The following is an 11,677-nucleotide window of genomic DNA, read 5'->3' as shown; positions in this document are numbered from 1 at the left end:
ACTTGGTGGAGTAGATCAATTGGTGATTGCATTAATTGTTTTAATGTCAGCTGATAATAAAGCCAATATGTATAAGCTAAATAACCAAAATTTTTTCGGGGAGTTCTGTCAGGCAATCGCGGACGGGATTGCTTGTGCTGTGGGGATTGCGCCTAAGCAGCATAAGCCCTGCTTCTGCTGCAAACAAACCAAACAAAAAAGAGGAGCAAGACAAATTGTATAAGCCAAGTAATCAAGCCATGAAAACGTAACACGTGTTGTATTAAACCGTTTATCACAAAAGGATCCGGGAGGCATTAGTTCTGACTGGGTTAAAAACTTGATGTAGGCCAATTTACAGAGAGTGATGCCACTGGCTTGCTCTATACAGTTATTGAGCGCGAGGTGATTTAAGGAGAAAAGAAATAAACAGCAAAGCCGCTGTCCTTGTAGATGGAGGCTTTTATTTTTCGCTTCCAAAACGTTCTTTTTGTTGGTCTTTTTCTGTTTCGAAGAGGAGCCTAATTTTAGTCCTTGACCAGTTACTTCATATAAAATATATGAAAAAACAGCCTTGGGAAAGCTCACCAAGGCTTATGCCTCTGTTCACTAATTATTAAAAAAAATGCCCCTAAAACCTCCCCTAGATAAATGGGGATAATGCATGAAAATACAAAGCTTAAGAACAAGAAAAACCCCGTAAAACATTGATATAACAACATTTCACAGGATTTTCGTTACTAGATTTGCTACCCAGTTTTATTAACGAGAGTAGAACTCTACGATTAGAGATTCGTTGATTTCAGCTGGCAATTCAGAGCGCTCAGGAAGGCGGTTAAATGTGCCTTCTAGCTTGTCAGCATCAAAAGTTAAGTACTCAGGTACGAAGTTGTTTACTTCGATCGCTTCTTTGATGATGTCAAGGTTTTGAGATTTTTCGCGGACAGCAATTGTTTGACCAGGCTTTACTTGGTAAGATGGAATGTCAACGCGTTGTCCATCAACAAGAATATGGCCGTGGTTAACAAGCTGACGAGCTTGACGGCGAGTGCGGGCTAAACCAAGACGGTACACAAGGTTATCTAGGCGGCATTCAAGTAAGATCATGAAGTTTTCACCGTAAACCCCGTTCATCTTGCCTGCTTTGTTGAATAGGTTGCGGAATTGGCGCTCAGTTACTCCGTACATATGACGCAGTTTCTGCTTTTCTTGCAGCTGCAATCCGTATTCAGATAGTTTCTTACGTTGGTTTGGACCATGTTGTCCAGGCGCATAAGGGCGCTTTTCTAATTCTTTACCCGTTCCGCTAAGAGAGATTCCAAGGCGGCGGGATAACTTCCAGCTTGGGCCAGTATAACGAGCCATTGTATAGCTCCTCCTTTAATGTTTTTATTTTGTTGTAAAATAAAAACCGGGTGAGACATCAATTGGGCCATTTTGTTTTCATGCATCCTCGCCCCAGCAGCACAGGGTTACGCGATGCACCATTTATACTCGCATATAAAGGAACAAAATGAGCACACAAAAGTGTTCACATAGGCTGCAATTATTTTACACAACGAACATTATATAATGTTTAAAGGTCGGTGTCAACAGCAGAAATACAGATTAATCCTTTGCTTTATCTGTCATTCCCCAACTTTAGATGGAAGGAATATGATATAATAGTACTAGTTAGCAAATACAATTATTAGTAAATAATACTTTTTTAAATAGAATTGCAGGTGAGAAAAGATGGGGAAACAGGGGAAAGACGGATGGCTGTCAGCATTTAAAATGAAGTTGTTTGATTTGATCGTACATCGGCGGCACCTTCTCTCAGGACCTGAACAGTTTGAAAAAGAATGGATCCGCATCATTTGCAAGCTGTTTCAAGCCAAACAATATCAGCTGTGCAGGACGGATCGTTTGCAGGAAGAATGTGGGATGACCAGCGAACAATTTGAATCGATTAAGCAAGCTTTTGTACGTCCGTTTATTAAGGGATCTTTTATTTTTGGGGAAAAGAACGTGGGGTTTCGATTTATTCATGAAGATGAGGATATATGCTTGTTTTTGCAGGCGGATGAGAAGCTGCTCACTGAATGGACGGATGAAGATTTCCTGCTCTTTATAGAAGAAAATGAGAAATTTATGGCTTTATTCAAGCAATTATCTTTCAGAATGACGAATGAGGAGCGGTATAAAGAGCTTTTTAATGTAACGGAAAAGTTTCACGCTTCATTGGATATTGAATATGTGCTCGGGGAGATATTATCAACGCTAAAACGGGTGTTTCCCGCTTACTCTTATCATTTTTTATTGGCGATTGAAGATCGGTATAACGGAATTCCCAGCGAACATTTTAATTTTGAGCGTGCAAGTGAACAAGCGATGTCGTCTTATATTAACGGGACCGTTCAGCAGGAGCAGCGCCCCGGACAGAAATCTTCCATTCTGTATGCTCCGTTAATAGGCAAGCAAGGGATATACGGTGTGCTTCAAGTTAAAGTGCCGGCTGATCAGGAAATTCCGGAAAGCGAGAGAGGATTTATCCGGATTTTGGCCAATACTGGAGGAAGCGCCATTGAAAAAGCAAAGCTGTATGAGCAATCGCGGCAACTGATTGCGGATCTGCAGCTGATTAATGAAACCTCCCATAAGCTGAATTCCAGCTTGCGGTTTACGGATATTACAGAGTTTCTTCATGCCCAAATTACTCAATCATTCCAAGCGTCCGCTGTTGGTTTTGTTTTCATGAATGGGGCGAATTTGGAGGTGCTTCCGGGAAGCAGTGAATTTTTCTATCATAAAGAGGGAGAGCTTTATATCCGGACAGTGGCGGAAAGAATTCAAAAAGAAAAAGATGCCATGTTCGTGGGAGAACTCGGAGACAAGTGGGGGAACAAGACGCTGCCTTACCGGTCGTTAATCGCTGTACCGATGACTCAAAGCAATGAGCTAAAAGGCTTCTGCATTGTTCTGAAGAAAGAGTCATACGGGTTTACCTTTGAGACATATAAGCTGCTGCAGTCCCTCATTCATCATTCAACGCTGGCGTTAACGAATGCGATGCTCAGAGAGAAGCTGGAACTGTTGGTGATTACCGATCATTTAACGAAACTGTATGCCCGAAATTATTTAGATCAAGCCATTACTGAATCTAGTGAATCGGATCAGGAAGGCGCTTTTTTATTGATCGATATTGATGATTTTAAAGCTATTAATGATACATACGGTCACCAGACAGGAGATGATACCATCATTCAAGTAGCTGAGCTGATCCGAAGAACGATAGAAGATCATGATGTAGCGGCGCGCTGGGGAGGAGAAGAGCTTGCGGTCTATTTACCGGGAAAGTCCCTTGAAGCGGGAATCAGAATGGCTTCTGAACTGGTAAAAAAGGTCGCTCGCTGCACGAGTCCGCCTGTGACCATTTCCTGCGGTGTATCGCATTGGTCCCGGTCGCATCCTGTCAGCATTAAAAAATTATTCAATCGTGCGGATGAAGCCTTATATAAAGCTAAGAGCACAGGGAAAAACAAAGTGTCTGTTTTTGAGGAAGAATAAACAGGCAGAAGCCTCTACATATTCATAAGCAAGTTTAAAAGGCATGAGTCTAAAACGGATCAGACTCATGCCTTTTAGCTTGACAAGATGCATAAACGATCCGCTTCTGCTGGTTTGCTGACAGATTCCGTTACAAATGACTAATTAAGGCAGCGGCAAAAGCGTTCAGCATCTGCTCGTCTACTTCATCAAAACGGTTCTTTTCAGGGCTGTCAATGTCAAGCACGCCGATCAGCTCGCTGTTTTTCAGCAGTGGAACAACGATTTCAGACTGGGAAGCAGCGTCACAGGCAATATGTCCGGGAAACGAATGAACATCAGCAATGCGAAGGGTTCTTTGCTCCTGGGCAGCAGTTCCGCACACTCCTCTGCCATAGGGAATGCGAACACAAGCGGGAAGGCCCTGAAACGGACCGAGAACGAGTTCTTTCTCATCCGCTAAGTAAAAGCCGACCCAGTTGACCTGATCAAGAAATTGATTTAATAGAGCAGAAGCATTGCTTAAGTTAGCGATAATGCTGGTTTCTCCATCCAGTAATGCATGCAGCTGCTTAATGACTAATTGATACTGATCCGCTTTTGAGCCTTGATAATGGGATGGTTGAAACATATAATCACCTTGTTTTCTATAGTAGTATCTTTTCTTTTCCTTGGCCGATCGCCGCTGCCTGGTGGGCGTCAGAACCATATACTAATGGAATCCCCATGGCTTTTGCTTTCATTGCAACGGAAGCAGGGGGATAGGTTTCCGCGCAAAGCGGCTTAGCCATTCCCGCTCCATTGTAATCAAGTTCATATTGTTTATGGTGAATTTGTCGCAGAATGTCTTCTATTTCCCGGCTGAAATCCGAGGGGCACGGGAATTTTTTATGAAATTTGCGCACCAATGTAATATGACCGATTCGCCGAGGTTTATAGGAGCCAAGATCAGCATGAATCGAACGCAGAACGGTTTGGAAGTACGATTCATATATGGCGGAAACACTGCCGAAAGCTGTGATCATCTCTTCGAAATAGTCCGCGCTGTAATCAACACAATACCACTTTCCGCTCCTCTTTAAAAAATGAACGGAAAGAATGGAATCATCCAGATAAGGACCATACTTATTCAAAAATTGGGCTGTTTCCGTCTCAAAGCCTTCGATATAATCCACTTCCAGTCCGATATGAATCACGAGATCATTCTTATATTCTTCCTTCACAGCCTGAATAGCGGCTAAATAATCCTCCATTAAAGACAGAGACATAGCGCTATCCTGCGTGGGAGTACTGTCCGCGAAGCCCTGCGGCAGGGGCGCGTGTTCCGTAAAGGTTGCTTGGGAGAAACCTTGCTCAATTAAAGCTTCCGCATAGCGTTGTAACGAATCCCTTGTTCCGTGCGGACAAAAAGGCGTATGAATATGTCCGTCTCTCATCATGAAAACGCCTCCTGACTAATTGCTTATGACATAAGTGTAACAAAAAAATATAAAACCAGGCCAAAAAAATAGAATTTTCTCGTCAATAAATGTCAATACATGATATCATTAATAGTATTAAGGATACTGAAAAAATCGGTAATGAATGAATTGAAAAACACTAGACTAATTGAAGATAATAGATGAAATCATTTTGCGTACAGTAGAACAGGGGGCTTAAGATGAAATACGTCATCGGCGCAATTTTACTTGTCGCGATCTTACTGATCATCGCGTACATAAACAGGAAAAAGATTTATAGGGAAATTGATGAGCTCGACAAGAAAAAGGTGGAATTAATGCACCGACCGGTTACGGATGAATTGACCAAAGTGAAGCGGCTTAACATGACGGGCCAAACGGAAGAAATGTTTGACCGCTGGCGCGGGTTATGGGACGAAGTGTTAGCTGTTGATCTGCCGCAAGTGGATGAGAATTTATTTGAAGCGGAAGAGTGGGTGGACAAGTTCCGCTTTGGAAAAGCGAAAGCGGTAAATGCTGCCACGGCACAGCAGCTGGAAGAATCTGAGCAGAAAGTGGAGGCGATTTTAACCGAGCTTTCTGAGCTGATTGGCAGTGAAGAACGCAACCGGGAGGCAAGTGAAGAAATTAAAGAAAGCCAGAGGGCGGCAAGAAAGAAGCTGCTTGCTCACCGGCATACGTTCGGCAAGGCCGCACCTGTTTTTGAGGTTCAGCTTGATGCTTTGGCTTCACAGTTCGATAAGTATGAGAAGCTAACGAAGGAAGGCAATTATTTAGAAGCAAGGGAAACGATACTGAAGCTTCAGCATGACATGAATCAAATGACGTATAAAATGGAGCGCCTTCCAGTTTTATTAGCTGAAGCCACATCCTTGCTTCCGTCTCAGCTTGATGAAATTGAATCAGGCTACAGAGAGATGAAGAAAAGCGGCTACTTGCTTGATCATTTGCAAATGGAGAAAGAAATCGCTGAGCTTCGTTCGCAGCTCAATCAGTATAAAGAATGCATTGTTAAAACAGATATTCATGAAGTTGAAGAAGGAATTAAAGATGTGAAAGACAGCATCGAGTTTTTCTATGATTTGCTTGAAAAAGAAGTGGACGGCAAACGGTTCGTTATTGAAAACAGTGAACAGACGATAACGGAAATTGAAAAGGTTCATGACATGAATGAACAGCTGCAGGCGGAGACAGAAGCTGTTCAACAAAGCTACCATTTATCGGAAGATGAGTGGAAGCTGCCGCGCAAAATTGGAGAAGATATTCTGCGAATTGAGAAAAAATACCAGCTGTTGGAAACGAGAATTATCGAGAAAAATACAGCCTATTCATTTTTGCATGATGAACTGAAGGAAATTCATGAGCAATTAGCGGAACTGCAAAAGGAGCAAACAAGCTTCGCCCACTTCTTGCAAACGCTGCGAAAAGATGAGATGCAGGCTCGTCAGCAGCTAGATGAACTTCGCCGGCATCTGAATGATATCTTTCGCATGGTGAAAAAAAGCAATATGCCGGGCGTGCCGGAGTATTATCAGTCGATAGCGGAAGAGACGAGAGCCAAAATGGATGGGGTTGTTGAGTGCCTAAATGAAAAGCCGCTGAATATGAAAGCTGTTCAGGAGAAATTGCAGGAGGCCGTCCTGTCCGTGAATAATCTTGAGCAGAAAACGGATGAAGTAATTGAACAAGCGAAGCTGGCTGAGCGCATCATTCAATACGGCAATCGCTATAAGCGCACGCATCCTAATGTGGGATCGCAGCTGGATCAAGCTGAGCTGGCTTTTAGAAACTACAATTACCGTCAAGCGTTGGAGGAAGCGGCAACGGCGATTGATAAAGTTGATCCAAAGGCTTTAAAAGAACTGGAAGATATCATCAACCAACAATAAAGGAATGAGGCTGGAGCATAACTAAACGTGCTATATTAAAGCCGAATCATGCAAACATGAAGCAAAATAAAACCGAACTATTACAAAGCTCTTCCTTAGAGTTTTGAATAATAGTTCGGCTTTTTTTAGCTGAAAACTTTTTGTCCCAGCCTCTTTACATTGAACGGTGGAGGGAAAGAGTTCCGGATGGCAGCTATTTTTTTCAAAAGGCATATGACGCATCAATGGAGAAATAGCAGAAAAGACTATTGACGAGTGGCTCGCAGCCCCATTCAGCAGAAAACCCTTGATAATACCTGCTGGCATCATCAAGGGCAAGAAGGTCTATATGTCTGCTGTTCATTCGCCAGCTTCGCCTCCTTGGGGCTCAAGGTCACAAGGAGGCCCGCCCAGAAAGGCAAAGAGCACCTTTCTATGCGTTCTGTCTTGTGCTTGTCGGGGCTGAACGAGCGCCTTCCGCTTTTCGTGATCCAGCTGCAGGCGCTAGCCCCTCGAGGTCACAAGCTCATCTGTCTTCAAGGTTCAAGAACAACCTTGCAGTCAGCTGTTCTTGTGCTTGTCGGGGCTGGACGAGCGCCTTCCGCTTTTCGTGATCCAGCTGCCGGCGCTAGCCCCTCGAGGTCACAAGCTCATCTGTCTTCAAGGTTTAAGAACAACCTTGCAGTCAGCTGTTCTTGTGCTTGTCGGGGCTGAACGAGCGCCTTCCGCTTTTCGTTAGTAAGTGGTTTTCCAGCCTAGGGTGTTGGCTAGGATGAAACCGGTGAGCGCGCCGATGAGCGCGGGTGCCAGCCAGCCGATGCCTAGGGAGAGGAACGGGATAAATTGCAGCTGGTCAGTGAGAATTTGGACATTCCATCCGGCTGTTTTTAACCCGTCGAGCAGGCTGATCATTGCAGTAGGCACTAAGGCGCCAATATAGACGGCAGAGTAGCCTTTGAAGAGCGGGTCGATAAAGGACAGCAGCAGCAGGACGATGGCTAATGGATAAATGATCACGAGCACGGGCAGCGAGACGGCAATCAGTTTCGTTAAACCGGCGTTAGCAACGATCATGCTGAAGGCGGACAGGATAATGACTAAAGCAGAGTAAGAAAGCTTGGACGATAACCGGCTGAAATACTGAGCTGTTGCTGATACAAGTCCGACCGAGGTTGTAATACACGCAAATAAAATGGCTAAGCCCAATATGATTTTGCCGGCTGAGCCGTATAGGTATGTGGCTGCTCCTGAAAGAATGGCGCCTCCGTTCGCTTTCATGCCAATGGCTTCCGGGCTTGTGGCACCGATAAATGCTAGGGATACATACACAAGCGCTAATCCGGCTGCGGCAATTATTCCAGCTTGAATGCAGACCTTCGCAATTTCTTTTTCCGTTGTCGCTCCTTTTTGTTTAATGGCCGAGATGACAACAATCCCAAAGATTAAAGCAGCGATCGTATCCATTGTTAAATAGCCTTCAATAAATCCCTTAAATATTGGTGCTGAAGCATAGTCAGCCTGAGCCGGCTGGATCTGCCCCATCGGATAAAAGAAATTTTTGCTGACCAAGACAGCGAGAATAATCAGCAAAGCGGGTGTTAAAAATTTGCCGATCCGATCTACAAGCTTCGTTGGGTTCATAGCCAACCAAGCGGTCAATGCAAAAAACAGTACCGTAAACAAAAATAATGAAAAAGGATGATTATTTAAATTTTCTGACAAAAATGGCGATACAGAAATTTCATAGGCAACGGTGCCTGTTCTTGGGATACCGAAAAACGGCCCGATGGCCAAATACATGATGGCTGTAAATATGAGGCCAAAAAGCGGTGACACCCGGCCGGCGATGGCCTCTACACTTCCCCCTGCCTTGGCGATCGCGATAACCCCCAGTAAAGGCAAGCCCACACCTGTTACTAAAAACCCTCCGGTTCCAAGCCAAACGTTATCTCCAGCTTGCTGACCAAGAAAGGGAGGAAAAATCATATTGCCTGCTCCTAGAAATAAAGCAAAAAGCATGAGTCCAATAGCTAAAATTTCTTTGGCTGTTAAGGCTGATTTAGCCATAAAGATCCTCCTTGAATTCTAAATCATTTCACAAAGAAAAATAATATCATAAAAGATTAAGGTTTTGTTAATAAAATTAAAAGTGAGAAAATTCAGACTTAGTTTTCTTCAAAAAGCGGCTGTGTTATGATAAAGGGTGACCTAAAAGGAATAAAGCAGGTGCTTATCATGATATACTTCGATAATAGTGCAACGACAAAACCTTATAAAGAGGCTCTATCCGCTTTCGTGAACGTGAATGAAGAATGGTTCGGCAATCCGTCTTCCCTTCATTATCTGGGCATGCAGGCGGAGCGGCTGCTGTCTGGCGCCAGGAAGCAAATCGCTTCTTTAATGGGCGCCAAGCCGGAAGAAGTGATCTTTACCTCCGGAGGGACAGAGGCAAATAATTTAGCTATTAAAGGTGCAGCCCTTCAATATAAAGACCGGGGAAGACATATTATTACGCAAGTAACAGAACATCCATCTGTCCTCAATGCGTGCCGGCAACTGGAAGATCTTGGGTTTCACATTACTTACTTGCCTGTGGACAAGGAAGGGCGCGTGGCGGTTGAGGATGTGAAACAGGCGTTGAAGGAGGAGACTATTTTGGTTTCCATTATGCATGTAAACAATGAAATCGGAACGATCCAGCCGGTAGAGGAACTCGGCCGCTTGCTGGCTGGGTATTCAAAAGTTCTGTTCCATGTAGATGATATACAAGGCCGCGGGAAGCTTTCTTTGGATTTGCAGCACATCGATTTATGCTCCCTCTCGGCTCATAAATTTCATGGGTTAAAAGGCAATGGTATCTTGTATAAAAAGCAAGGGGTTCAGCTGTCTCCTCTCTTATCCGGAGGCAATCAAGAAAGCAATATGCGCAGCGGCACAGAGAACCCTGGCGGCATTGCGGCTATGGCAAAAGCACTCAGAATGACAGAAGAAAAAAGAGGGCAGTCAGGCGGAACAATGAAGGAGATTCAACGGTTTTTGCGGGGAGAATTAGAACAGCTGGATGGCGCGCAGATTCATACCCCAAAAATGGGCTGTGCTCCGCATATTTTAAACTTTTCCATCGCTGGCGTAAAAGGCGAGGTGCTTGTGCATGCCTTAGAGGAGAAGAACTGTTACGTGTCCACTGCCAGCGCTTGTTCGTCCAAACAGAAGAAGCCGAGCGCTGTTCTGACAGCAATGGGGCTGCCTCCGCAAACAGCGGAGAACGGCATTAGAATCAGTCTAGCTTACAATAACACCATGGAAGAAGCCATTTTATTTATAAAGCAGCTGAAAGAAATCTTACCTAACTTAACGAAAATTTAGAGGTGAAGGCAATGAATTATGACCGCGTACTCGTCCGGTATGGAGAATTGTCCACTAAAGGGCGCAACCGCAATCAGTTTATTCAAAAAGTAAAACAAAATCTTCTTAGCGTATTAAAGGAGCATGAGCGAATCGCTATTAAAACGGCCCGCGACCGCATGTACATCCACCTTAACGGCACACCGTTTGAAGACGTTAAAGAAAAGCTCTCTTGCGTGTTCGGCATTCAATCGTTCAGCCCGGTCGTGCGCACGGAAAAGAAGATTGAGGATATGAAGGAAGCGGGGCTTGCGCTTGTGCGGAAAAACTTCAGCCAAGGCCAAACATTTAAAGTAACGACACGCCGCTCTGACAAGCGCTTTGAATTAAACACAAATGAAATTAACTATGAAATCGGTGCATATATATTAAGAAATATAACTGGGCTGAAGGTGGATGTGAAGCATCCGGATGTTAATCTGCTTGTGGAAGTTCGCAAGGAAGGCGTCTATTTATCCTGTGAAAAATACAACGGCGCCGGCGGCTTACCTATCGGCGCAAGCGGCAAGGCGATGCTGCTGCTTTCAGGAGGACTTGACAGCCCGGTAGCCGGTTACATGATGTTAAAGCGGGGGGTAGAGATTGAAGCCATTCATTTTCACAGCCCGCCATATACGAGCGAGCGCGCCAAGCAAAAGGTACTGGATCTTGCGGAGAAGCTGACCGAATTAGGCATGCCGATCAACGTGCATATCGTGCCGTTTACAGCGATTCAGCAAAAGATTCAAGAGCAGGTGCCGAGCAGTTATACAATGACTTCCACTCGGCGATTGATGCTGATCGTCGCGGATAGAATCCGCGAAAAGGAAGGCGGGCTTGCTCTGGTGACTGGGGAAAGTCTCGGGCAAGTAGCCAGCCAAACATTGGAAAGCATGAGGGCGATCAATGAAGTGACCTCTACCCCAGTTTTGCGGCCGCTCGTTGCCATGGATAAGCTGGAAATCATTGAGCTTGCTAAGCAAATAGGCACGCATGATATTTCTATTTTGCCGTACGAGGATTGCTGTACGATTTTTACACCGCCATCCCCAAAAACACGGCCGAAGCTCGAGAAGGTTCAGCGCTTTGAAAGCTTTGTTGATTTTGAACCTTTAATAGCAGAGGCTGTTGAACAGACCGCGACCATTCGGCTTCCTGAAGAAAAAACCGATCAGGCATTAGCGGATCTTCTTTAAGTAACAGAGGCTGTCTGAGAAAACGGACAGTCTCCTTTTTTATTCCCGCAGGCAAAGTGCGGGAAAATTTTCGCATAACGATTGGAGCGAAGATGCAAATGCCAACGTGGGGATCATGAAACCTTTAAGCACGATTTATTCGGTTTTGCACGGTTCAGCTGACAAAGACACAGCAGCAGGGCGTAGTAAGGATAGACTTTGTTCTTCTTTTCAATAGGAAAGAAATTCATCTGTTTGAAGTTTCACATTAATCCGAAGAGGC

10 protein-coding genes are annotated in these 11,677 nt (G+C 44.5%); 5 read left to right on the top strand and 5 right to left on the bottom strand.

Annotation, left to right across the window (positions count from 1 at the left end):
* Positions 1-19: 19 nt before the first annotated feature.
* Complete coding sequence (locus CEF20_RS16840) at positions 20-223, top strand: hypothetical protein (RefSeq protein WP_198508514.1); 204 nt, start codon at positions 20-22, stop codon at positions 221-223.
* A gap of 518 nt (positions 224-741) precedes the next feature.
* Here CEF20_RS16840 and rpsD read toward each other — a convergent pair.
* Complete coding sequence (gene rpsD / locus CEF20_RS11025; protein WP_100331859.1) at positions 742-1,344, bottom strand: 30S ribosomal protein S4; 603 nt, start codon at positions 1,342-1,344, stop codon at positions 742-744.
* A 369-nt stretch (positions 1,345-1,713) separates the two neighbouring features.
* Between rpsD and CEF20_RS11020 the strand changes: the two genes are divergently transcribed.
* Positions 1,714-3,528 (top strand): diguanylate cyclase domain-containing protein, encoded by a 1,815-nt coding sequence (locus CEF20_RS11020; protein WP_100331858.1) that lies wholly within the window; start codon positions 1,714-1,716, stop codon positions 3,526-3,528.
* Between the two features lie 130 nt (positions 3,529-3,658).
* On the opposite strand, the gene CEF20_RS11015 is transcribed toward CEF20_RS11020, so the two are convergent.
* A complete protein-coding gene (locus CEF20_RS11015; protein WP_100331857.1) occupies positions 3,659-4,138 on the bottom strand; it encodes a GAF domain-containing protein in 480 nt (159 codons plus the stop codon).
* A 16-nt stretch (positions 4,139-4,154) separates the two neighbouring features.
* Complete coding sequence (gene hisJ / locus CEF20_RS11010) at positions 4,155-4,943, bottom strand: histidinol-phosphatase HisJ (protein ID WP_100332087.1); 789 nt, start codon at positions 4,941-4,943, stop codon at positions 4,155-4,157.
* Positions 4,944-5,167: 224 nt separating this feature from the next.
* Here hisJ and ezrA point away from each other — a divergent pair, with 224 nt between their 5' ends.
* Complete coding sequence (gene ezrA / locus CEF20_RS11005) at positions 5,168-6,856, top strand: septation ring formation regulator EzrA (RefSeq protein WP_100331856.1); 1,689 nt, start codon at positions 5,168-5,170, stop codon at positions 6,854-6,856.
* A 202-nt stretch (positions 6,857-7,058) separates the two neighbouring features.
* On the opposite strand, the gene CEF20_RS17095 is transcribed toward ezrA, so the two are convergent.
* Positions 7,059-7,199, bottom strand: a complete 141-nt coding sequence (locus CEF20_RS17095) for a hypothetical protein (RefSeq protein ID WP_232713439.1) — start codon at positions 7,197-7,199, stop codon at positions 7,059-7,061.
* A gap of 371 nt (positions 7,200-7,570) precedes the next feature.
* The gene (gene brnQ / locus CEF20_RS11000) at positions 7,571-8,902 is read right to left on the bottom strand and encodes a branched-chain amino acid transport system II carrier protein (RefSeq protein WP_100331855.1); all 1,332 of its coding nucleotides are present in this window, start codon (positions 8,900-8,902) and stop codon (positions 7,571-7,573) included.
* Positions 8,903-9,070: 168 nt separating this feature from the next.
* Between brnQ and CEF20_RS10995 the strand changes: the two genes are divergently transcribed.
* Together CEF20_RS10995 and thiI are read left to right on the top strand one after the other, a co-directional pair.
* Complete coding sequence (locus CEF20_RS10995; RefSeq protein ID WP_100332086.1) at positions 9,071-10,201, top strand: cysteine desulfurase family protein; 1,131 nt, start codon at positions 9,071-9,073, stop codon at positions 10,199-10,201.
* Between the two features lie 11 nt (positions 10,202-10,212).
* Positions 10,213-11,415, top strand: a complete 1,203-nt coding sequence (gene thiI / locus CEF20_RS10990) for a tRNA uracil 4-sulfurtransferase ThiI (RefSeq protein ID WP_100331854.1) — start codon at positions 10,213-10,215, stop codon at positions 11,413-11,415.
* The last annotated feature ends 262 nt before the right edge of the window (positions 11,416-11,677 follow it).

The sequence above is a fragment of the Bacillus xiapuensis genome (assembly GCF_002797355.1).
GTDB classification, from domain to species: Bacteria; Bacillota; Bacilli; order Bacillales; family Domibacillaceae; genus Bacillus_CE; species Bacillus_CE xiapuensis.
This window is presented reverse-complemented; position numbering and strand designations above follow the sequence as displayed.

Coding starts and splice junctions, on each gene's coding strand:
- rpsD (WP_100331859.1), bottom strand. CDS start 1,344: ATGGCTCGTTATACTGGCCCAAGCTGGAAGTTATCCCGCCGCCTTGGA.
- hisJ (WP_100332087.1), bottom strand. CDS start 4,943: ATGAGAGACGGACATATTCATACGCCTTTTTGTCCGCACGGAACAAGG.
- CEF20_RS10995 (WP_100332086.1), top strand. CDS start 9,071: ATGATATACTTCGATAATAGTGCAACGACAAAACCTTATAAAGAGGCT.
- CEF20_RS17095 (WP_232713439.1), bottom strand. CDS start 7,199: ATGAACAGCAGACATATAGACCTTCTTGCCCTTGATGATGCCAGCAGG.
- CEF20_RS11015 (WP_100331857.1), bottom strand. CDS start 4,138: ATGTTTCAACCATCCCATTATCAAGGCTCAAAAGCGGATCAGTATCAA.
- brnQ (WP_100331855.1), bottom strand. CDS start 8,902: ATGGCTAAATCAGCCTTAACAGCCAAAGAAATTTTAGCTATTGGACTC.
- ezrA (WP_100331856.1), top strand. CDS start 5,168: ATGAAATACGTCATCGGCGCAATTTTACTTGTCGCGATCTTACTGATC.
- thiI (WP_100331854.1), top strand. CDS start 10,213: ATGAATTATGACCGCGTACTCGTCCGGTATGGAGAATTGTCCACTAAA.
- CEF20_RS11020 (WP_100331858.1), top strand. CDS start 1,714: ATGGGGAAACAGGGGAAAGACGGATGGCTGTCAGCATTTAAAATGAAG.